The organism is Methylophilus sp. DMC14 (assembly GCF_056314085.1).
Window position 1 is genome coordinate 96789 of sequence record NZ_JBQUZA010000007.1, and the last position, 21682, is coordinate 118470.

21 protein-coding genes and 1 tRNA gene are annotated in these 21682 nt (G+C 50.6%); 14 read left to right on the top strand and 8 right to left on the bottom strand.

Features of this window, described 5'->3' with window-relative positions:
* Positions 1-15: 15 nt before the first annotated feature.
* The 10 genes from guaB (at position 16) to ACT53C_RS13120 (ending at position 10087) form a co-directional block, all read left to right on the top strand.
* Entirely contained in the window at positions 16-1476 is a 1461-nt protein-coding gene (gene guaB / locus ACT53C_RS13075) for an IMP dehydrogenase (protein ID WP_194747867.1), read from the top strand.
* A 116-nt stretch (positions 1477-1592) separates the two neighbouring features.
* Entirely contained in the window at positions 1593-3200 is a 1608-nt protein-coding gene (gene guaA / locus ACT53C_RS13080) for a glutamine-hydrolyzing GMP synthase (protein ID WP_476146689.1), read from the top strand.
* 41 nt (positions 3201-3241) lie between these two features.
* A complete protein-coding gene (gene trpS / locus ACT53C_RS13085) occupies positions 3242-4261 on the top strand; it encodes a tryptophan--tRNA ligase (RefSeq protein ID WP_338654440.1) in 1020 nt (339 codons plus the stop codon).
* Between the two features lie 26 nt (positions 4262-4287).
* Positions 4288-4785, top strand: a complete 498-nt coding sequence (locus ACT53C_RS13090; RefSeq protein ID WP_476146692.1) for a GreA/GreB family elongation factor — start codon at positions 4288-4290, stop codon at positions 4783-4785.
* A 7-nt stretch (positions 4786-4792) separates the two neighbouring features.
* Positions 4793-5395, top strand: coding sequence for a nitroreductase family protein (locus ACT53C_RS13095; RefSeq protein ID WP_476146694.1), 603 nt, complete (start codon positions 4793-4795; stop codon positions 5393-5395).
* Positions 5396-5453: 58 nt separating this feature from the next.
* Entirely contained in the window at positions 5454-7049 is a 1596-nt protein-coding gene (locus ACT53C_RS13100) for an ABC-F family ATPase (RefSeq protein ID WP_275355546.1), read from the top strand.
* A 113-nt stretch (positions 7050-7162) separates the two neighbouring features.
* Complete coding sequence (locus tag ACT53C_RS13105) at positions 7163-7624, top strand: Spy/CpxP family protein refolding chaperone (protein ID WP_476146696.1); 462 nt, start codon at positions 7163-7165, stop codon at positions 7622-7624.
* Positions 7625-7707: 83 nt separating this feature from the next.
* Positions 7708-8475: a response regulator gene (locus ACT53C_RS13110; RefSeq protein WP_194747880.1), complete on the top strand. Its 768-nt coding sequence runs from the start codon at positions 7708-7710 to the stop codon at positions 8473-8475.
* A gap of 30 nt (positions 8476-8505) precedes the next feature.
* A complete protein-coding gene (locus ACT53C_RS13115) occupies positions 8506-9882 on the top strand; it encodes an ATP-binding protein (RefSeq protein ID WP_476146698.1) in 1377 nt (458 codons plus the stop codon).
* Positions 9883-9996: 114 nt separating this feature from the next.
* A tRNA-Ser gene (locus tag ACT53C_RS13120) sits at positions 9997-10087 on the top strand.
* Positions 10088-10340: 253 nt separating this feature from the next.
* Here ACT53C_RS13120 and ACT53C_RS13125 read toward each other — a convergent pair.
* Together ACT53C_RS13125 and ACT53C_RS13130 are read right to left on the bottom strand one after the other, a co-directional pair.
* Positions 10341-10580: a BLUF domain-containing protein gene (locus tag ACT53C_RS13125; protein ID WP_476146700.1), complete on the bottom strand. Its 240-nt coding sequence runs from the start codon at positions 10578-10580 to the stop codon at positions 10341-10343.
* Between the two features lie 202 nt (positions 10581-10782).
* Complete coding sequence (locus tag ACT53C_RS13130) at positions 10783-10968, bottom strand: hypothetical protein (RefSeq protein WP_476146702.1); 186 nt, start codon at positions 10966-10968, stop codon at positions 10783-10785.
* A 121-nt stretch (positions 10969-11089) separates the two neighbouring features.
* Between ACT53C_RS13130 and ACT53C_RS13135 the strand changes: the two genes are divergently transcribed.
* The gene (locus tag ACT53C_RS13135; RefSeq protein ID WP_338654453.1) at positions 11090-12541 is read left to right on the top strand and encodes an acetamidase/formamidase family protein; all 1452 of its coding nucleotides are present in this window, start codon (positions 11090-11092) and stop codon (positions 12539-12541) included.
* Between the two features lie 138 nt (positions 12542-12679).
* Here ACT53C_RS13135 and ACT53C_RS13140 read toward each other — a convergent pair whose 3' ends face one another.
* The 4 genes from ACT53C_RS13140 to uvrB are packed head-to-tail and all read right to left on the bottom strand — an operon-like array spanning position 12680 to position 16457.
* Entirely contained in the window at positions 12680-13234 is a 555-nt protein-coding gene (locus tag ACT53C_RS13140; RefSeq protein WP_476146704.1) for a hypoxanthine-guanine phosphoribosyltransferase, read from the bottom strand.
* Between the two features lie 5 nt (positions 13235-13239).
* Positions 13240-14109 carry a UTP--glucose-1-phosphate uridylyltransferase GalU gene (galU, locus tag ACT53C_RS13145; RefSeq protein WP_476146706.1) on the bottom strand — a complete coding sequence of 290 codons (870 nt, stop codon included), beginning with the start codon at positions 14107-14109 and terminating at the stop codon, positions 13240-13242.
* 51 nt (positions 14110-14160) lie between these two features.
* Positions 14161-14427, bottom strand: coding sequence for a SemiSWEET transporter (locus ACT53C_RS13150; RefSeq protein ID WP_476146708.1), 267 nt, complete (start codon positions 14425-14427; stop codon positions 14161-14163).
* Entirely contained in the window at positions 14424-16457 is a 2034-nt protein-coding gene (uvrB, locus tag ACT53C_RS13155) for an excinuclease ABC subunit UvrB (protein WP_194747899.1), read from the bottom strand. Before uvrB ends, ACT53C_RS13150 begins: the two co-directional genes overlap by 4 nt.
* Before the next feature lie 162 nt (positions 16458-16619).
* Here uvrB and ACT53C_RS13160 point away from each other — a divergent pair, with 162 nt between their 5' ends.
* Together ACT53C_RS13160 and ACT53C_RS13165 are read left to right on the top strand one after the other, a co-directional pair.
* Complete coding sequence (locus ACT53C_RS13160) at positions 16620-17630, top strand: trypsin-like peptidase domain-containing protein (protein ID WP_476146710.1); 1011 nt, start codon at positions 16620-16622, stop codon at positions 17628-17630.
* A 189-nt stretch (positions 17631-17819) separates the two neighbouring features.
* On the top strand, positions 17820-19034 hold the full coding sequence (locus ACT53C_RS13165) for a pyridoxal phosphate-dependent aminotransferase (protein ID WP_476146712.1): 1215 nt from the start codon (positions 17820-17822) through the stop codon (positions 19032-19034).
* A gap of 90 nt (positions 19035-19124) precedes the next feature.
* Here the strand turns inward: ACT53C_RS13165 and ACT53C_RS13170 are convergent, their stop codons facing one another.
* Entirely contained in the window at positions 19125-19880 is a 756-nt protein-coding gene (locus tag ACT53C_RS13170) for a hypothetical protein (RefSeq protein ID WP_368667912.1), read from the bottom strand.
* 318 nt (positions 19881-20198) lie between these two features.
* Positions 20199-21188, bottom strand: a complete 990-nt coding sequence (locus ACT53C_RS13175) for a hypothetical protein (protein ID WP_476146714.1) — start codon at positions 21186-21188, stop codon at positions 20199-20201.
* 169 nt (positions 21189-21357) lie between these two features.
* Between ACT53C_RS13175 and ACT53C_RS13180 the strand changes: the two genes are divergently transcribed.
* Positions 21358-21678, top strand: a complete 321-nt coding sequence (locus ACT53C_RS13180) for a hypothetical protein (RefSeq protein ID WP_476146716.1) — start codon at positions 21358-21360, stop codon at positions 21676-21678.
* Positions 21679-21682 lie beyond the last annotated feature (4 nt).

The window sequence follows — 21682 nt, forward strand, 5'->3', positions numbered from 1 at the left end:
AGATAAGGAATTCACATGCGTTTGTTGCAACAAGCTCTTACCTTTGATGACGTTTTACTCGTTCCCGCACATTCGAATGTGATGCCGCGCGAGGTCAATCTCAGCACCAAGCTTACCAAGAGCATCACCTTAAATATTCCCCTGCTATCTGCTGCGATGGACACCGTCACTGAAGCACGCATGGCCATTGCCTTGGCGCAACTGGGCGGCATGGGCATCATACACAAAAACATGTCGGTAGAGATGCAAGCTTCTCGCGTCTCCCGCGTAAAACGCTTCGAGTCCGGCGTTGTCATTGACCCGGTCACCATCCACCCGGCCATGAGTGTGCGCGAGGTGATGAATATCACCCAACAGCAAAAAATCTCAGGCTTGCCAGTGTTGCAAGACGGCAAGGTAGTCGGCATTGTTACCAACCGTGACCTGCGCTTTGAAACCAACCTTGATCAAGCTGTCAGCAATGTGATGACCCCGCAAGACCGTCTGGTCACCGTGCGTGAAGGCGCCAGTCGCGAAGAAATCATGGGCTTGCTGCATAAACACCGTCTTGAGCGCTTGCTGGTTATTGGTGAAAACTACGAGCTCAAAGGCTTGATTACCGTTAAAGACATTCAAAAATCGTCAGATCACCCCCTGGCCTGTAAAGATGAAAAAGGCCGCCTGCGCGTCGGCGCGGCAGTGGGCGTGGGTGACGGCACAGAAGAACGCATTGCCGCACTGGTTGAAGCCGGTGTCGATGCCATTGTGGTAGATACCGCGCATGGTCACTCACAAGGCGTACTGGATCGCGTCAAATGGGCTAAAACCCACTATCCAAAACTGCAAGTGATTGGTGGCAACATTGCCACGGCAGAAGCAGCGCTGGCCTTGGTGGATCATGGCGCTGACTGTGTCAAAGTGGGCATCGGCCCTGGCTCTATCTGCACCACCCGTATCGTGGCTGGCGTCGGCGTGCCGCAAATCACAGCCATCAGCAATGTGGCCAAAGCCCTCGAAAAATCAGGCGTGCCATTTATTGCAGACGGCGGGATTCGCTTCTCTGGCGACATTTCCAAAGCCATTGCTGCAGGCGCGTACAACGTCATGCTGGGTGGGATGTTTGCAGGCACTGAAGAAGCGCCTGGCGAAGTAGAGTTGTACCAAGGTCGCTCTTACAAATCCTACCGCGGCATGGGCTCCATAGGCGCCATGCAAAAAGGCTCTTCTGACCGCTACTTCCAGGACAGCACGGCCAACGCCGACAAGCTGGTGCCTGAAGGCATCGAAGGCCGCGTCCCTTATAAAGGCAGTGTCGTTGCCGTGATCCATCAGTTGATGGGCGGCTTGCGTGCCTCCATGGGTTATGTGGGCTGCGCTTCTATTGAAGAAATGCGTAACAAGGCAGAGTTTGTGCAAATCACCAGTGCCGGTATGCGCGAGTCGCATGTGCATGATGTGCAGATTACCAAAGAAGCACCGAATTACCGTATTGATTAACCCATATTGATAAACGCGAATTCATCCATTTAATCAAAGCCTCAGAGGACACAGAGATCACAGAGAAATGACTTCTCTAAGACTCTGTGTCCTCTGTGCACTCTGTGGCTAAACAAATGTCTCATTCAAAAATCCTGATTCTAGATTTCGGCTCCCAGGTCACCCAACTGATTGCACGCCGTGTACGCGAAGCGCATGTCTACTGCGAAATTCATCCTTGTGATGTGTCCGATGAATTTGTCCGCAATTTCGGTGCTGACGGCATCATTTTGTCTGGCAGCCACGCCAGCGTTTACGAAGAAGAAACTGACAAGGCCCCACAAGCCGTGTTTGAACAAGGCGTACCTGTGCTGGGCATTTGCTACGGCATGCAAACCATGGCGCAGCAGTTAGGCGGCAAGGTTGAGGCAGGTGCAAAACGCGAATTTGGCTACGCCCAAGTGCGTGCACGTGGCCACTCTGCCCTGTTTCGCGACATTCAGGATGCCACCAACGCTGAAGGCCACGGCCTGATCGACGTCTGGATGAGCCACGGCGACAAGGTCACCGAACTGCCTGACGGTTTCAAAGTGATCGCCAGCAACGACACCACGCCCATCGCCGCCATGGCTGACGAAAGCCGCAAGTTTTACGCGGTGCAATTTCACCCTGAAGTCACCCACACCAAGCAAGGCCAGGCCATGCTTGAGCGCTTTGTACTGGATATCTGCGCGGCCAAGGCAGACTGGATCATGGGTGACTATATCGCCGAAGCCGTTGCAAAAATCAAGGCACAAGTTGGCGATGAAGAAGTCATTCTCGGCTTATCAGGAGGCGTAGACTCCTCCGTGGCAGCCGCACTGATACACCGTGCCATTGGTGACCAACTCACCTGCGTCTTTGTCGATCACGGCCTGCTGCGTCTGAATGAAGGCGATATGGTGATGGACATGTTTGCTGGTCGTCTGCACGCCAAAGTCATCCGCGTGGATGCCTCTGCACAATTCATGGGTAAACTGGCTGGCGTCAGTGACCCGGAGGCCAAGCGCAAGATCATAGGCGCAGAATTCGTTGAAGTGTTTAAGGCCGAAGCCGCCAAGCTCAAGGCCAGCGGTGCCGGTCACAAAGGCGCCACCTTCCTGGCACAGGGCACCATTTACCCGGATGTGATTGAATCGGGCGGCGCCAAGTCCAAAAAAGCGGTCACCATCAAGAGCCACCACAATGTCGGTGGCTTGCCAGAACAATTAGGCCTCAAGCTGCTGGAGCCATTGCGTGACCTGTTTAAGGATGAAGTGCGTGAACTGGGCGTCGCGCTCGGCTTACCCCGCGACATGGTTTATCGCCACCCCTTCCCTGGCCCTGGCTTGGGCGTACGCATTCTGGGTGAGGTCAAACAGGAATATGCCTTGTTACTGCAACGTGCAGATGCCATCTTCATTGAAGAGTTACGTAATACCGTAGATGCCGCCAGCGGTAAGACTTGGTACGACCTCACCAGTCAGGCATTTACCGTGTTTCTGCCGGTCAAGTCTGTCGGCGTGATGGGCGATGGCCGAACTTACGATTATGTGGTGGCCTTGCGTGCCGTGGTCACCAGCGACTTCATGACTGCACATTGGGCGGAATTACCCTATAGCCTGCTGGGCAAAGTGTCTAACCGCATCATTAATGAAGTGCGCGGCATTAACCGCGTGGTTTATGATATTTCCGGCAAACCTCCCGCAACCATTGAGTGGGAATAAGCTTTAAACACTATTCTGACGGCCTACACTGAGAACAAAAAATGAGCACTAAATCCATCATCCTTACTGGTGATCGCCCGACTGGCCCGCTGCATTTGGGGCACTTTGTCGGCAGTTTGCGCAACCGTGTCAAATACCAACATGAATACAAACAGTATGTCATGTTGGCCGATGCGCAAGCGCTGACCGACAATATGGATGATATCGACAAGGTGCATCGCAACGTGGTGGAAGTTGCGCTGGATTATCTGGCAGTCGGTATAGACCCCAAGCTGTCGACCATATTTATCCAGTCGCAAGTGCCTGAACTGACTGAGCTGGCGTTTTACTACCTCAACCTGGTCACTGTGGCCCGTTTGGAGCGCAATCCGACGGTGAAAGAAGAGATACGTCTGCGTGATTTTGAGCGCGACATTCCTGCCGGTTTCCTCACCTACCCGGTCAGTCAGGCAGCCGATATTACGGCCTTTAAAGCAACGCTGGTACCAGTGGGCGAAGACCAGATTCCCATGATTGAGCAAACCAATGAAATCGTGCGCCGCTTTAACCGCACCTATAAAAACATTCAAACCAAGCAAGAGATCCTGGTTGAAACCAAGGCGCTGGTGCCTGAACTCGGCCGCTTGCCTGGTATTGATGGCAAAGCCAAGATGAGTAAATCCCTGGGCAATGTGATAAATCTGGGTGCAAGCGCAGACGAAGTCACCAAAGCCGTCAAGCGCGTCTACACCGATCCCTTGCATTTGAAGATTGAAGATCCTGGCCATGTAGAGGGCAATATTGCCTTTACCTATCTTGATGCGTTTGACCCGGATAAAGCAGCGGTCGCCGAGTTAAAAGCACACTACACACGCGGTGGACTGGCAGACAGCATTGTAAAAAAACGCCTGGAAGCCGTATTGCAGGAAATGCTGGAACCCATTCGTAGCCGCCGGGCCGAACTGGCCAATGACAAAGGCTACATTTTGCAGTTGCTGCGCGAAGGTACCGAGCAAGCGCGTGAAGTCGCCGCTCAAACCATGAGCGAAGTGCGCGCGGCGCTAGGCCTGAATTACTTTTAAATGGCGCAGGCATCCACACCTCACCTATGAGCCGGGGCTTTGTCAAAGAAGACGATCTGGAACTGGCGGGCACCGATTTACCGGAACGCCCCATCAGTGCGCATGTCAATTACGTCACGCCTGCAGGCTTGCAACAATTGCAGCAGGCAGTGAAAGCGCTGGAAGCTGACCGCTTGCACTTTAGTGCGCGCAAGGAAGATCCCAACGCGCAACAGAAGCTGGCCGAGATAGACCGCGACCTGCGCTACTTTGTCGCACGGCTGGAAACCGCACAACTGGTGGATCCTGGCCAACAGCCACAACATACGGTGCTCTTCGGCGCGACCGTGACCGTAGAAGACGAGCAGGGGGCGCAACAGGCTTACCAGATTGTTGGAGAAGACGAGGCAGACATTGCGCAGCACAAAGTCAGCTATGTTTCGCCCGTGGCCAAAGCCCTGCTAGGCCGTAAAGTCGGTGACACCACGGTCTGGCAACGGCCTGCGGGTCCCTTGTCACTGGATATTTTAGACATTAAATACTGAAAACACGATGAACGTTTCCCAAGCAATTGAACAACGCCGCTCTATCAAAGCCTATGACTCTGCACACCGCATGACAGAGGCAGAAATCCAGCAACTCTTGTCGCTGGCCATGCTCTCCCCGACCGCTTTTAACATCCAGCACTGGCGTTTTGTGGTCGTGACTGACCCGGTCTTGCGTCATCAGATCCGCGCAGTGAGCTGGAACCAGGCACAAGTCACCGATGCCTCATTGCTGATTATCCTGACTGCGGATTTAAAGGCCTGGGAAAAAGACCCTGCCCGCTACTGGGTCAACGCGCCACAGCCGGTCAGTGACTACCTGGTCAAGGCCATTCATGGCTATTACACTGATCAACCTCTGGCACAACGCGATGAAGGCATGCGTTCTTGCGGCATGGCAGCCATGACCTTGATGCTGGCCGCCAAAGAAATGGGCTATGACACCTGCCCGATGGATGGTTTTGATTTTGAGGCTGTGTCCAAATTAATCAACTTGCCTGAAGATCATGTCCCCGTGATGTTTGTCGTGGTAGGGAAAGCCCTCGAAGCAGCCAAGCCACGTGGCGGCCAATTGGCGATGGATGAAGTCGTCATTTATAACCGTTTTTAGCAATATTACGATGCCTGAAGCAGGCGCACCTTTTTAATTATTGATTGAGAGTTCTTGCATGTTAGTTGCGAACAATATCACCATGCAGTTTGGCTCCAAGCCACTGTTTGAAAATGTTTCCGTCAAATTTGGTGATGGCAACCGTTATGGTCTGATTGGCGCCAATGGCTGTGGTAAATCCACGTTTATGAAAATCCTGGCCGGGGTGCTGGAGCCTACCAGTGGCAACGTCAGCCTGGACCCGAACGAACGCATGGCTTTTTTGAAGCAGGACCAATTTGCCTATGAAGACCAGCGCGTGCTGGACGTAGTCATGATGGGTCACGAGCAAATGTGGAAAGCCATGCAAGAGCGTGACGCGATTTACGCCAACCTCGAAGCCACCGAGGACGACTACATGCGTGCCGCCGAACTGGAAGGCGTATTTGCAGAGTATGACGGCTATACTGCCGAAGCACGTGCTGGCGAATTGCTGTTAGGCGTAGGCATTCCCCTGGAGCAACATAATGGCCCGATGAGCGCCGTAGCCCCAGGCTGGAAGTTGCGTGTGCTGCTGGTACAAGCCCTGTTTGCAAATCCGGATGTGTTATTGCTGGACGAACCGACCAACAACCTGGACATCAACACCATCCGCTGGCTGGAAGATGTGGTCAATAATCGTGACTGCACCATGGTCATTATTTCGCACGACCGCCACTTTTTAAACCAGGTCTGTACCCATACCTGCGATATGGATTACGGCAAGATTACCTCTTATCCAGGTAACTATGATGATTACATGGAAGCCAGCATTGCCGCACGTAATCAGCAAGCCAAGGACAATGCCAAGGCCAAACAGCAGATTGCAGACTTGCAGGACTTTGTCCGTCGCTTTTCGGCGAATGCGTCTAAAGCTAAGCAGGCAACCAGCCGCGCCAAACAGATTGATAAAATCAAGGTCGAAGAGTTTAAACCCTCTAGCCGCCAGTATCCGTTTATTCGCTTTGAATTTGACGACAAAGAGAAGCTGCACCGCAATGCCGTCGAGCTCAAAAAACTCGGCCATGGCTTTGACAAACCCTTGTTTAACAACGTGGAATTGATCTTCGAAGCAGGTGAAAAAGTCGCCATCATTGGTGAAAACGGCATTGGTAAAACCACCTTTTTGCGGTGCCTGGCCGGGGATTTGCAGCCCAAGCATGGCGAAGTCAAATGGGCAGAAAAAGCCAAGCTGGGCTATTTTGCGCAAGACCATGAATACGAGTTTGCAGAAGGTGAAGACTTGTTTGAATGGATGACCAAGCAACGCCAGCAAGGCGATGATGACAACACCGTGCGCAGCATGCTGGGCCGTTTGCTGTTCCCGACCGAAGCCACTAAAAAATCAGTCAAAGTGCTGTCCGGGGGTGAAAAAGGCCGCATGCTTTACGGCAAACTGATGCTGGCGAAAACCAATGTTTTGCTGATGGACGAACCGACTAACCATATGGACATGGAGTCGATTGAAGCGCTGAATACGGCACTGGACAAATACAAGGGCACCTTGTTTTTTGTCAGCCATGACCGTGAGTTTGTCAGCTCGATTGCCACCCGTATTATCGAAATCAAGGCGGATGGCATTGTCGACTTTACCGGCAACTATGAAGACTATTTAGCTAGCCAGGGGATTGCCTAAAAACTGACGATACATTCCGTTACACAGCTGACCACCCCTGACAAACACCCGATACAATCGGGTGTTTTAATATCATCATTGCAAATTCGCAATGGTGATTGAAAGGATCCATCATGAAACTGAACAAACTGGTATTCGCGGGGCTTTTGGTGTTGGTGTGCGGAACTGCCTTTGCCGAGCATGGACATGATTGCGGTAAAGGCAAATTTGACCCTGCCAACTGGCAAGCACAGCGCCTGGAGCACTTTGAACAGCATCAGGAAAAATTGCATACCATTTTGCAACTCACTAGCGCACAAGAAAATGCCTGGAAAACCTATCAGGCACAGATCAAACCGCAAGACAAGGAACATCCGGACTTTGCAGAGTTAAGCAAACTGAATACCTTGCAACGCCTGGACAAAATGGAAGCCTGGGATAAAGCGCGTGACGCACGTCAGGCTGAACGTGCCAAAGCCATCCGTACATTTTATGCCCAGCTGAATGATGCGCAGAAAAAAGCATTTGATGAAAATGCCTTACCGCAACATCCGCATCATGCCGACGCGCATCACGAAAAACCTGTGCGTGAATAATCTCAACGCGTTTCACAGACTCACCGGCCCCAATGGCCGGTTTTTGTGCTCAAATACTCCCCTTGCAAGTCCGAGACACTTTTATGACTGACGGCCATCCTGATACCCATGTGCTTGTCGTAGATGACGACGATGCCATCCGTGATTTATTGTGCGACTTTTTGCAGGATAATCAACTCAGCACACAACAAGCCAGCAATCATGCACAAATGTGGCAAGCGTTGCAGCAGCGCATGCCTGATGTCATTATCCTCGACATCAACATGCCGCAGCGGAGTGGTATTGAGCTCTGCCGTGAACTGCGCGAGTCCGGCAAATACCATCTCCTGCCCATCATCATGCTCACAGCCAGAACCAGCTCTCTGGATACCATCATGGGCCTGGAAACCGGGGCTGATGACTACGTTGCCAAACCGTTTGAGCCGCTGGAACTGCTGTCGCGTATCCGTAGCGTGGTCAGACGGTCGCGCATGATGCTGGAGAGCGCAGGCAAACCCGATCACGAATGGCAGACCGATCACGCTCTTTTGCGTTTCATTGAGTTTAACGAATGGACTCTGGATATTCAAAACCGTACCTTGGTCGACAGCCAGCATACGCGGATTCCCCTCTCCAATGCCGAATTCAAGTTCTTGCGTTTCATGCTCCTGCATGCCAACCGCACCTTGAGCCGTGATCAGCTCATGGAAGAAATGCATGGCCGAGAGGCGGGTCCATTTGACCGGTCAATAGACTTACAAATCAGTAGATTAAGACAGAAACTTGAAGTGGATACTAAGAATCCATCCATGATCAAAACGCTACGCAACGAAGGCTATTTACTCACCGCCGAAGTGCGTTACATTAAATGATGTGTGACATTCAATGACCGGATACACAAGATGATGAAAAAATGGCTAGGCACCATGTCGGTTCGTATTTTCCTGATCACGGTGATCGGTATTCTATTGACCGCCACCACGGTCAGGATGCTGGGCCAGCGGGACTTTAAAGAAAATGAATCTCGCATGCGCGACCAATTTGCCTTTGACCGTATTGAGAGCATGGTGCGCATACTTGAAGCCACCGTCCCCGAAAAACGCGTCGAAATTCAAGATGTGTTTAAGCGTATGGGCAGCCGCGTCACCATTGGCGCCAACAAACCTTCACAGGTGCCCGCCTTACCCGCAGAACTGGCGCACTTGAATACCTTGCTGGTGCCAGAAGTGGCAGACATGATTGATCTGGTGCCCCTCAGTAATTGTGCTCCACGCCGCATGCCACTCCCGCCGCCTACGATGGGTTTTTCACCGCCTCCCCGTCCCCATGGACAATGCCTGGCCATTTATACCCACCTTGAAGACCAGACACCGGTACTGATCACTCTGCACTATGGCGGCCATAGACCACCGCCACCGCACGAACGCAACCCGTTAGCCATTTTACTGGCCTTCCTCGGCTTACTGCTGATCATTTGGACCGTAGCCTCCGTGGCGACCAGACCACTGCGTAAACTGGCCGATGCGGCCTTGCAGCTCGCCCATAATATCGAGCACCCGCCGCTGCCAGAAAATAAAGGCTCGACAGAGGTCCGCCATGCCGCCAAAGCCTTTAATGAAATGCAACGCAGCATCCTCAAGCATATTCAGGAGCGTGGCTTTATTCTGGGGGCCATCGCGCATGACCTGCAAACACCGTTGACCCGTCTGCGCTTGCGCCTCGAAAAAGTCAAAGACCCAGAACTCAAGCAGGGACTGATCAAAGATCTGACCGCCACCCAGGAAATGGTCCGGGAAGGACTGGATTTTGCGCGCCTCTGCGGTGAAAACATCCACAAAAACAAAGTGGATCTCACCGCCCTGGCAACGGCTGTTTGCGACGACTTTGAAGACGCAGGCCAAGCCATTCAAAAAAAACTACCCGAACAGGCAATCACCGTCATGGGCTCAGCCCATTTGCTCACACGCTGTCTCACCAACCTGCTCAACAATACCATTGCCTATGCAAAAACGCCTGCCTTATCCATTCAAGTCAAAGGTAAACAAGTCATCTGTACCGTCTCGGACAATGGCCCAGGCATTCCTGAATCTGCCCTAACCAGCGTGCTGGAACCGTTCCGGCGCCTGGAGGACTCCCGCTCCCGCCAGACCGGTGGCACCGGCCTCGGCCTGGCCATTGCACGAATGATTGTTGAAAAACACGGTGGAAAAATGGCATTGAACAACAAGACAGCCCCTGAAACCGGCCTGGTCGTGCAGATTGTGCTACCACTGAACTAAATCAGCCGTTGCGTAACACTGCTTGCATATTTTTGTTGAAGCGCGAGGCCACCACAGTGTAGACTAGCGCCCTTATCAAGGCTTGCTGGTCGCAATGATTACGCAAGACCTCCCGGAGAAGTGGCAGAGCTGGTTGAATGTACCTGACTCGAAATCAGGCATACGTGAAAGCGTATCGGGGGTTCGAATCCCCCCTTCTCCGCCAGTCATCTCAGGCATGAGAAATCCGTAGCTGGATTCCGATGACATTTTATTCACGCCTGTTTAATGTTCACCCATTCATTCTACTTGCTTAGAACAACCATACTACTCGACATCCAGTTGACTCATTTTTTGCTTGAAGCTGTCTACAGAAAAATCAACCGCAGCAAGACATGCAGCCATATCAAATTGATTGTCACTGATATCAATATAGCCCATTCCCCAGTCACCATATAGCCTCCCTGGCAGATCACCGCTTAGCTTAGGATTGTCACGATATTTTTGTGTCGCCGATCACGCAGGATATTCGCTAGCAGCGCATCGACACTGTCCGCTTCCCCTTCAAAATATTGCGTGAAATTTAAGCCATCAAACAGTAATACACCGGTAATTCCATCAAGGCTGTTAGCAGTGCGCGCAGTTTTAACGATCTCAGGCACCACCAATACGTCGTAGTGCTCTTGGTTTAATACGCTGGTATACAGAACAAATTTCATGGCTGTGCTCATGTTTTGAGATACTTACTGATATACGATAAATAATTGATCAATATGCATATTTAAAGCGTCATGTTTTATCTCGTCTGTTCGTCGCAACAGTTCTAGCAAGCGCGCTAGCCCCGTCCTGACTGATCCTACAGCCCCTTGTCATCAATAACTGCCTGATCCTGCATCAAGCTCGACTACGTTGTTTAACGTATTAATCAACCATGACTTCGGTGCGAGCATAGTAGCAAACAAGCTTGGCAGTAAACCGTGCAATGGTGATCAGCCCTTCTGTTTCTCTTTTCTTCAGGCCCGCGAGATCGGTGGTCAACGCAAAAGAGTAACAGGTCATAGAGCGCACTTCCCCATATTCAGCCAGCCCCCCATAGGCGGCATGCACACCTCTTATCCATCATTCAGCCGCTCTCAAGCCTTGTTCCTTGAGCCAACGACTATCACGCCTAGCAGCGCCATGTTAACGAGCTCACTTGCACATTCTTAACCCAGTGGAGTCTTTCAATATGTCAGAGCATACTTGTAGTCCCGGTTGTCAGCATGGCGTTACCCCAGGTAATGAAGCACACATCAAAGAAGAGTTTCACGAGGCAAGGAGGTCTTTTTTAAAAGATGCCTTTGCCGTCGGCAGCACCACTGCCGCGCTTGGCGCGATGGGGATTACCATGTCGTCAAACGCCTTTGCTCAGAGCCCCAAGGTCGGTACGGGCCGCGCCAATCATTTTTATGTCCCTGCCAATGACAAAACGGTCCATTGGGGATTTTTCAGTAAATCCCTCAAACCGTTAATTGAGGTCGAGTCTGGGGACTATGTCACCCTGGAAACGCTGACCCACCATGCCAATGATGATGCCGAACGGATGGTGAGAGGCGATGCGGGCGCAGAAAGTGTGTTTTACTGGGATAGTAAGCGCAAGGGGGTAGACCGGCGCGGGATAGGCGCCATGAATGCCAAAGTGGGCGCAGGGGGTGGCTTAGGTGTCCATATTTGTACCGGGCCGATTGCGGTTAAGGGGGCTGAGCCGGGTGATATTCTGGAAGTCCGCATTGTGGATGTCACTCCCAGACCTAGCGCTAACCCCTTGTACAAGGGCAAGGCCTTTGGCAGTAATGCTGCCGCCTGGTGGGGATTTCATTACGGTGACACGATAGAGGAGCCGAAAAAACGTGAAGTGATCACCATTTATGAAGTCGATGCGACCGGCGAAAGAAACTATGCGTCCGCAGTGTATAACTTCCGCTGGACGCCACAAACCGATCCATTCGGAATTGTGCACCCCATCATTGACTACCCAGGCGTCCCGGTCGACCATAAAACCATCAAAGAAAATCATAATGTACTGAAAAACGTCCGTATCCCTATCCGTCCGCACTTCGGTACTATGGGGGTCGCGCCAAGTGAAGCTGACATGGTCAACTCGATTCCTCCCAACTACACCGGCGGCAACATAGATAACTGGCGCATTGGTAAAGGCGCCACGCTCTACTACCCGGTATCGGTGTCAGGCGGCTTATTTTCGGTCGGCGATCCGCATGCGTCACAAGGCGATTCCGAGCTGTGTGGCACGGCCATCGAGTGTTCTCTGACCGGCACTTTTCAGCTGATTTTGCATAAAAAAGCCAGCCTGCCCGGCACGGCACTGGAAAGCCTGAAATATCCACTGCTGGAAACGCAAGATGAATGGCTGTTGCATGGGTTCAGTTACCCTAACTACCTGGCCGATCTGGGTCCAGATGCACAGAATAGTATTTTTGCCAAATCTTCGGTCGACTTAGCCTTGCGCGATGCCTACCGCAAAATGCGTGATTTCTTGATGACAACGCAAGGATTGAGTGAAGACGAGGCGATCTCGCTGATGTCGATTGCGGTTGACTTTGGCATTACGCAGGTGGTGGATGGCAACTGGGGCGTACATGCCTTGGTGAAAAAAAGCATTTTCCCGCCGCGCAAAAATTGATCACGCACCACAGCATCAGCCGGATAAACTGCTAACGGAAAGGCAACGCGCCTCTCTGTTAGCAAATCTATTTAAGAAGAAGGATGCTTTCTAAGAAAAAACAGGATTGAGCAGAGCAGCGTGCAATGCATGCAGTGACTAGATTAAAGCGCGAATCTCGGGCAAATTGCGCCACCAGCCATACACGTCCATGCCGCAGCCAAATACGTAGCGGTTTGGCACCACCAACCCGACCACATCGGCTTGCAATGGCTTTTGCAAGCCATTGTCTTTTTCAGTCAGCACCGCGGTGAGCACGTGGCGCGCACCTGCCGCATGGCAAAAGCGCACCACTTCTGCCAAGGTAATCCCCTCATCCAGAATATCGTCCACAATCACCACAGTTTGGTCACGCAGGTCTAACTCGGGCTGCTTGCTCCAGACAATTTCATGGCCAGCGGTGCCGTGATAGCGATTGGCCTGCAAGTAGTCTATTCGTGCTGGCAGATTGAGTCGCGCCATTAATTGACCAGCCAGATAAAGGCCGCCACGCATCACGCAAAGCAACACGATGCTTTCGCTAGCAAGGTCTTGCATGCGCTGCTGCAACTGTAACGCAACGCGCTCGATGGCGGCGTTGACCTCTTCTGCGGTAAATACCACCTGCGATTGCGCCAGCCAGTGCGACGGCGGTTGATCCTGCGGTGCAACCATGCGCGTTAGAGGCTCAGGGTTTTCAGATACGCTCTGAAGCTGTCGGCGATTTCGGGGTGTTTGAGACCCAACTCAACGTTGGCCTGCATAAAGCCGAGTTTGCTGCCGCAATCATAGCGTTTGCCCTTGTAGCGGTACGCCATGACTTTCTCGTACTGCATCAAGGCAGAAATACCGTCTGTCAGTTGAATTTCGCCGCCTTTGCCTGGCTTGACGTGCTCCAGGCACTCAAAAATGCGTGGGCTCAATACATAACGACCGACCACGGCCAGGTTGGAAGGCGCTTCTTCTGGTTTTGGTTTTTCTACCATACCTTTCACTTCGAGCAAGTCATCGGTTTTTGCCACGGCATCCACCACACCATAGCTGCTGGTTTCTTCCGGTGAAACCGTTTCAATGCCCAAAATGGAGCATTGCTGCTCTTCATACATGTCTACCATTTGCTTGGTGATGGATACATCACCAACCAGCAAATCGTCCGCAAGTAAGACTGAAAATGGCTCATCCCCGACCACAGGCTTGGCGCAAAGCACGGCATGTCCCAGGCCCAATGCTTGTGACTGGCGGATAAACACGCAGCTGACGCCTTTGGGCAGAATGCTGTGCACGATATCCAGCAATTTTTGCTTGCCGGCCGCCTCGAGTTCGGCTTCCAGTTCATAGGCCTTGTCAAAGTGGTCAGCAATCGAACGTTTGTTGCGACCCGTGATAAAAATTAACTCGGTTGCGCCAGCGGCAATCGCCTCTTCGGCTGCATATTGAATCAGCGGCTTATCGACGACAGGCAGCATTTCCTTAGGGCTAGCCTTGGTCGCTGGCAAAAATCGGGTCCCTAGCCCTGCCACCGGGAAGACTGCTTTTGTAATTTTTTTCATGGTCGTATCCTCAATAAATAAAATAGTTATAACAAAAAATAAAGGTGTGACTCAAATTTTTAATATAGATTTCAACTTTAAGCAAAGAACGATCCCTGCCAGCAATGCCGTTACCGCATTGGCGATAATCACCGGCCAATCACCGATCAAAAGACCATAAATCAGCCATAACACCACGCCAGAAGTGAAAATGGTGTACATCGGCAACGAGATGCCGCTTAAATCCCTGGTACGCCATGATTGCAAAACTTGTGGGATAAAGGCTAACGTGGTGCACACGGCAGCGATTGATCCAATACAGGTGTTTACTATGCTCATTTCAAATCTTCTACTTCGGCACCAAAGGCCTGTAACTTGAGTTTTTTGAGTTGATCTCTGAATTGGGCCGCTTTTTCAAACTCAAGGTTTTTGGCCGCGTCGTGCATGGCTTTTTCAATGCGCTTGATTTCCTTAGTCAGCATTTTTTCGCTCATGCTTTCATAGCTGGCCTGTTCCTGCGCAGCCTTGCGTTCACGCTGTGCCTCATCCTTGTCATAGACGCCATCAATGATGTCTTTAATGCGCTTGGTGACGCCTTTGGGCGTAATGCCATGCTCGGCGTTAAACGCCAATTGAATCTTGCGGCGACGGTCCCCTTCATCCATCGCCAGCTTCATGCTGCGTGTGATGCTATTGGCATAAAAAATGACGCGCCCATTCAAATTACGCGCCGCACGGCCCGCTGTTTGAATCAATGAACGCTCAGAGCGCAAAAAGCCCTCTTTATCGGCATCCAGCACAGCCACCAGCGACACCTCGGGGATGTCCAGGCCCTCACGCAGCAGGTTAATGCCGACCAGCACATCAAACTCACCCAGGCGCAAGTCACGGATGATCTCCACGCGTTCCACCGTATCAATATCGCTATGCAAATAGCGGACCTTGACGCCATGTTCGCTCAGATAATCCGTCAGGTCTTCAGCCATGCGCTTGGTCAGGGTTGTTGCTAGCACGCGTTCGCCCACGGCGACACAGCGTTTGATCTCGCCGAGCAGATCATCTACCTGAGTATCGGCAGGTTTGACGGTAATTTCAGGGTCTACCAGTCCGGTTGGCCGAGCAATCATTTCCACCACTTGCTGCTGATGCTCTTTTTCGTAATTGGCAGGGGTGGCCGAGACAAATACGCATTGCCGCATAATACGCTCAAACTCTTCAAACTTGAGCGGACGATTATCCATAGCCGAGGGCAGGCGCCAGCCGTAATCCACCAGGTTAGCCTTGCGTGAGCGATCGCCCAGATACATACCGCCAATTTGCGGCACGGTCACATGACTCTCGTCTATGATCATCAGCGCTTCAGCGGGCAGGTAATCAATCAAGGTCGGCGGCGGGTCGCCGGGGTTGCGGCCCGTCAAATGACGGCTGTAATTTTCAATGCCTTTGCAAAAGCCGATTTCGTTAAGCATTTCGAGGTCAAAACGCGTGCGTTGCTCAATGCGCTGCGCTTCTACCAGCTTGTTTTCACTCAGGAAAAAACTGACGCGCTGACGCAGTTCTTCCTTGATGGTCTCCATGGCGCGTACCGTCGCTTCACGCGCGGTCACATAATGGCTGGACGGGAAAATACGGAAATTGTGTATCTTGTTAAAAATCTGGCCTGTCAGCGGATCAAACAACTGAATGGTATCAATCTCGTCATCAAACAGATTGATTCTGACCGCCGTTTCACTGTTCTCTGAAGGAAACACGTCAATAATGTCGCCCCGGACACGGAAGCAGCCCCGGCTAAAGTCAAAGTCGTTGCGGTCATACTGCATGGCAATCAGGTGCGCAACAATGTCTTTTTGTGCAATCTTTTTGCCCTGATGAATATGCAACACCATGCCATGGTATTCGCCTGGATCACCAATACCGTAAATGGCCGAAACAGTAGCCACAATCACGGCATCTTCGCGCTCGAGCAAGGCTTTGGTCGCTGACAAACGCATCTGCTCAATATGTTCGTTGATGCTGGAGTCTTTTTCGATAAACAAGTCGCGCGAAGGCACGTAGGCTTCAGGTTGGTAATAATCGTAATAGCTGACGAAATACTCGACGGCATTATTGGGAAAAAACTCGCGGAACTCGCTATAAAGCTGTGCCGCCAAGGTTTTATTCGGTGCCATGACAATCGCCGGTTTGCCGGTACGTGCAATCACGTTCGCCATGGTGTAGGTCTTGCCAGAGCCTGTCACCCCCAGCAAGGTTTGAAACTTGAGGCCGTCATGAATCCCCTGCGTCAATTTTTCAATTGCCTGTGGTTGATCCCCAGCCGGTGGAAAGGGCTGGTGTAATTCATATTTACTACCGGGGAAAGTAACGATCACAACAACAGTCTGTGCATGGGATAAATAATATACGTTCTATTTTAACTGCTTTTGCGCAGGCAGGCATATGATTTACAATTTTATCAACTACTTTGCGCCTGAACTTTTATCGCAAGCACCAGTCAGTTAAACCACAATGAATCATATTCTTTTGGGGGTCGCGTGAAATTCCTTTTAATAGCCATTTTGGCACTCGGTACACCAGCGGCGCAAGCCTACAATCAGCAAGCCCTGATGGAAGCTTACTTTGGCGTGGTCATGATACGCGGCTACAATCAGGAAGGTGGCATGGCCTATGGTTCCGGCGTGGTCGTCAGCGACAATTCAGTGGTCACCAATTGCCATGTCTTGCGCGCAACCAAACAGCCCTGGGTCTCCCGTGGCGAAGACAGCTACCCAATCACCAGCGTACGCGCAGATGCCTGGCATGATTTGTGTCTGGTGACCACTAGCAATATGCCCTTCAAGCCAGTCCCGCGCGGCAACAGCCTGGCCTTGAGTCGTGGCCAGGAAATCACCGCGATTGGACACTCAAATGGTGTGCCTGCGCCGATCACCTCTATTGGTGAAATTCAGGGCTTGTATCCCACGCCTGCCGGCAATATGATCCGCAGCAGCGCCAAGTTCCTCATGGGGGCCAGCGGCAGCGGCTTGTTTGACATGGATGGCAAACTGGTAGGCATCAATACCTTTAAAACCGCAGGCAATGGTGGCAGCATTCACTTTGCATTACCCGTCGAGTGGCTGGAGACCCTGGAGAAAATGCCTGACAGTAACGTCTTTCCAGTGTCAGGCAAAGCATTGTGGGAGGAAGACGAAGACAAAAAACCCTACTATATGCGTGCTGCCGTGCCCGAATCCCGTCAAGATTGGCCCGCACTGGCACAAGTCAGCCAACTTTGGACTCAACAAGAAACAAGTAGCCCAGATGCCTGGTTTAGTCTGGGGCTGGCAGAAATGTCACTCAAGCACTTTGATGTCGCCGCCTCCGCCTTTAGCCAAGCCGTCAAACTGGACAAACAGTTTGTTGAGGCCTGGTTTAGACGTGGTGAAATGGCCCAGAAACTGGGAGACCAGCACACCGTGCATGAGATTGAGAGCCAGCTGCAACAAATAGATCCTACCCTGGTGCCTGTCTACCAGGCTTATCTCGGCTGCGGCAAACAATGTTAAATCTTCCTGTCATCATTTTCGCCTCACCGCCCCGCCCGGGGCGACCAGCTTAAAACACCTGGCGCGCTTTTTGCGCGCCTTTCACTTCCCTATCCGCTTGTTTTTGCGTAAAATATTGCGTTTTTCATTTTTTTGCAGGCTGCATATGCAGCCTGCTTATTAAGCATACGACCCAACAAGGAAGTGATCTTGAACCAAGCTGCTGCCAACGTGCTGTCCGCACGCGTGTTATCCATTAAAGAATCGCCCACCTTGGCCATTACAGCCAAAGCGGCCAAATACAAGTCTGAAGGACGTCCTATCATTGGTCTGGCGGCAGGCGAACCAGATTTTGACACGCCACAACATATTAAAGATGCAGCCAAGGCAGCGATTGACGCCGGTTACACCAAATACACCCCTGTGAGCGGGATTCCCGCCCTCAAAAAAGCCATCGTCAACAAATTCAAGAACGAAAATGGCTTTGATTACGCAGCCAATGAAGTGATTGTTGGCGTCGGCGGCAAACAAACCATTTTCAACCTGTGTCTGGCGGTGTTAAACCCAGGCGACGAAGTCATCGTGCCTGCCCCCTACTGGGTCAGCTATGCCGACATTGCCATGGTCGCAGAGGCAAAACCGGTGATTATCGAATGCGGGATTGAGCAAGGCTTTAAACTGCTGCCCGCGCAACTTGAAGCAGCGATCAACAGCAAAACCAAACTGGTGATGTTTAACTCACCTTCCAACCCAACTGGCGCAGTCTATAGCCTGGATGAGCTCAAGGCGCTGGGCGAGGTGCTGCTCAAACATCCACATGTGCTGGTCGCAACTGATGACATGTATGAACACGTCAACCTGACCGGCGAAAAATTCCACAACATCCTCAATGCCGCACCAGGCCTCAAAGACCGCTGCATTGTGCTCAATGGGGTGTCAAAAGCTTACTCCATGACCGGCTGGCGTATCGGTTATGCCGCAGGCCCGGCCTACATCATCAAGGCGATGGAAATCCTGCAAAGCCAATCCACCAGCAACCCGACCTCAATTTCGCAATATGCGGCCGAGGCAGCATTAAGTAGTTCTCAGGACTGCATCAAGCCCATGGTTGCCGCCTTCCGCGAACGCCACAAATATGTGGTGGATCGTTTTAACGCCATGCCAGGCTTGAGCTGCCTGATGGCAGGCGGCGCATTCTATGCCTTCCCGGATGCACGCCAGGCCATTGCCAACCTGCACCAGGCTGGCAAAATCAAGGAAACCACCGATATGGCGCTGGCAGAATACCTGCTTGAAGAGCACAATGTCGCCGTGGTCCCAGGCTCTGCGTTTGGCGCAGAAGGCTACTTCCGCATCTCGTTTGCCACCAGCATGGAAAACTTACGCGAAGCATTAGACCGCATCGAGCACGCACTTAAGGTTTAACAAGATCGTCCCAAATAGACTCACCAAAAAGCGCCTGCGGGCGCTTTTTGCTTTTGCATCGCAACACCTGTCACAAAATCAGTGTAGCGCTCAAAACAAGCGTATCAGCCTAAAACTCCATAGTTTTTCTGCGCTTTGCGCAGGGTTCAAGGTCGAGACTGCCATACCCATCTGCAAGGTATAACGCTCGCTCGCATCGAAATGTACTTGTGGCGTCAATCGGTAACGCCAAGTACCGCCGCGGCTGATTTCCTGATTTATTTCCATGCCCAAGGTCACGCGCGTCGATGCATCATAAAACACCGAGTGATTAAGCAAATAGCCAGCCCTGGCACGCCGATTGACATCCTGTACACGCAGTCCCAGCATACTCAGCGACGACCATGGCTCAGTCCATCGTTTGGCGACAATATAGGTTGCATCGACAGAAACAGTTTTACTATGTTTATGCATATCAACAAAAGCCTGCCAACCGGTGGCCATGCCTCGCGCAGAGGAAACCTGCAGCGTCTGCTGAATGGCCAATTTATAGCGTTCGTGCCGCGTATTCTCGATAGGCAATTCCAACTCCACCCCAATGTCGTCCGCCAGGCCATATTCAAGCTCAGGCGCCCAGCTGACATCCCCAGTCGCCGCACTCACATCCACCAGCGCATTTACCTCCAGATCGCCCTGCTTCACCCCCAACGGTCGCACCAGGTCATAGACCATAGGCTCAGGCACTCTCAACACACGGTCACTATGCGCAGCATCCGATTCAAGAAATAGCGCTTCTTCAGAAGCCTCCGAAACAAGGGCGCTGGTTAACAGCAACACATAAGCACAAACAACAGCACAGACGTTCACAATTACATTTATACAAATATAAAAACCACATCATACCAAGCAAGCGACCAACGCCCCAAGTGATTCATCCTCCCTTAGGCTATTATTGTTTAATATGGGCAGAGACGCCTTTGGAAGCAAACAGCAATGATCAGGCGTTTGCAAAATAAACAAAGAGAGACGAAAGAATGCATCAGGATAAGGTGATCCGATATTGCGAAGCGCTAGGCAATGCTGCAGAAAAGCAAAAAGGCCTCGCATTTGTGCAAGGCCTTTTTCTATTTGGCTCACCAATACAGCTAAAAATGAGAACTGGTGTTTAAAGTTTTATTTTGAATATTAAATTAATCGCTCGAGTTTTGTGGCGGCAATATTCAAAAGAATATTAACTACAACAAAGATTATGAAAGCTCTGACATTGGATTTTTGCTGAGTATTGAAGTCATCAATTAAATTTTGATCGCCTCGATTCATGTTCACGTAGGATAAGTGTGGGTAATTATCTATGAATCTTTCTAGCCGTGCTCCGATAAAAATATTCATCCAAACAACAAGTATTCCGCCATTAACAAAGATAATTAACATTCGTAGCATCGACTGAAGATCTTTGACGTAGTCTGGAATAGCTTTTAATGCTAGATACGTCATTAGAGAGATGCTAAATAAAAACAAAGTAATAGGAATGGTGAATGAGTACTCCTGTACTTTTGTTATCCATTTATTGGGTTTGGTCCGCTTGCAACCCTGAACCCATTCATCAAAAGATTCGAGAAAGCCACGTGCTATAACATAGTCCACATATTCAACTGTTATTTCGGCTATTGGTTCAGGGAACATTCTTATAAAACGTCCCTTCATGAAGGGTGGTTCTTCCTCTTCCGTTTCTTTTAATAGGGCAATTTTTGAATTCAAACCAATGGTTAAAGAGTATTCTTGTGCTTTGTCTATTCCCGCTGGAAGTATCGAAAAGTTGTATTTAAGAACAACTCGCAAAGTTGGCTTGGTATTGTTAGTGTTATATGTCTCGAATCTCTCAAATGAAGTGAATTGCTCTTTTCTTTCCTTTGAGTGAAATACGCTTACAGTTAAGTTATAAGCAGCGATTTTGTGAACGTCTTGTAACTGATTTATTTTGATATGGAGTTGTTTTATCTCATTGAAGTCTATGAGCAGTAACTCTCTGTATCGTTTTCTGATGTTTTCGGTACGACCTGTTATTTGGTGGTAGATTGCTTGATATTCTTTTATTGAAACACTAGGTAAATTTTCACCAATACTTATTCTTTCTATGTTTTCCTCGCCTGAACTATGTTCGATTATTTGGGACATTATGTGACTTCCTCTTTTAGATTTTTTTAACCCCGTTTATGTAACACGGGGGGCTATAAATACATTCCAATCATAATCTAAAACCCCTTAATAAAAAAATACATTGACTTTAGGTATTTATGGGTTATATTTGTAACCCAATTGAGTTACATTTATTTTTGGCGGCTATATGACAAAATATTCAGACGATATATCAAAGGCTAAACAATTAGCATCCATCCTCAGCGGTAAGGCTGGCTCAAGTTTTCGAGGAGCAACCGTTCAGCGGAGCCATCGCTTTCCACTTTACTATTTTGCTTTAATCGAAAACATGGCGAAGATTGCTGATTGCAGCGTTTCATCGATGATCAACCAAATCATTGAGGTTGGAGTTGATGCGATGTACAAGGAACTATCTCCAGAGATGGTGCAAAAAATTCACGCTCTTACAGAAGCCCAAATTAAGTTAGCTGACAAAACCCTGTCTGAAACGTCCGGCAAGTTGGATTAAGTCT

What these genes read in the sequence shown, in the direction of transcription:
- guaB (WP_194747867.1), top strand. Translation starts at nt 16, where the DNA reads ATGCGTTTGTTGCAACAAGCTCTTACCTTTGATGACGTTTTACTCGTT.
- guaA (WP_476146689.1), top strand. Translation starts at nt 1,593, where the DNA reads ATGTCTCATTCAAAAATCCTGATTCTAGATTTCGGCTCCCAGGTCACC.
- trpS (WP_338654440.1), top strand. Translation starts at nt 3,242, where the DNA reads ATGAGCACTAAATCCATCATCCTTACTGGTGATCGCCCGACTGGCCCG.
- ACT53C_RS13090 (WP_476146692.1), top strand. Translation starts at nt 4,288, where the DNA reads ATGAGCCGGGGCTTTGTCAAAGAAGACGATCTGGAACTGGCGGGCACC.
- ACT53C_RS13095 (WP_476146694.1), top strand. Translation starts at nt 4,793, where the DNA reads ATGAACGTTTCCCAAGCAATTGAACAACGCCGCTCTATCAAAGCCTAT.
- ACT53C_RS13100 (WP_275355546.1), top strand. Translation starts at nt 5,454, where the DNA reads ATGTTAGTTGCGAACAATATCACCATGCAGTTTGGCTCCAAGCCACTG.
- ACT53C_RS13105 (WP_476146696.1), top strand. Translation starts at nt 7,163, where the DNA reads ATGAAACTGAACAAACTGGTATTCGCGGGGCTTTTGGTGTTGGTGTGC.
- ACT53C_RS13110 (WP_194747880.1), top strand. Translation starts at nt 7,708, where the DNA reads ATGACTGACGGCCATCCTGATACCCATGTGCTTGTCGTAGATGACGAC.
- ACT53C_RS13115 (WP_476146698.1), top strand. Translation starts at nt 8,506, where the DNA reads ATGATGAAAAAATGGCTAGGCACCATGTCGGTTCGTATTTTCCTGATC.
- ACT53C_RS13125 (WP_476146700.1), bottom strand. Translation starts at nt 10,580, where the DNA reads ATGAAATTTGTTCTGTATACCAGCGTATTAAACCAAGAGCACTACGAC.
- ACT53C_RS13135 (WP_338654453.1), top strand. Translation starts at nt 11,090, where the DNA reads ATGTCAGAGCATACTTGTAGTCCCGGTTGTCAGCATGGCGTTACCCCA.
- ACT53C_RS13140 (WP_476146704.1), bottom strand. Translation starts at nt 13,234, where the DNA reads ATGGTTGCACCGCAGGATCAACCGCCGTCGCACTGGCTGGCGCAATCG.
- galU (WP_476146706.1), bottom strand. Translation starts at nt 14,109, where the DNA reads ATGAAAAAAATTACAAAAGCAGTCTTCCCGGTGGCAGGGCTAGGGACC.
- ACT53C_RS13150 (WP_476146708.1), bottom strand. Translation starts at nt 14,427, where the DNA reads ATGAGCATAGTAAACACCTGTATTGGATCAATCGCTGCCGTGTGCACC.
- ACT53C_RS13175 (WP_476146714.1), bottom strand. Translation starts at nt 21,188, where the DNA reads ATGTCCCAAATAATCGAACATAGTTCAGGCGAGGAAAACATAGAAAGA.
- ACT53C_RS13180 (WP_476146716.1), top strand. Translation starts at nt 21,358, where the DNA reads ATGACAAAATATTCAGACGATATATCAAAGGCTAAACAATTAGCATCC.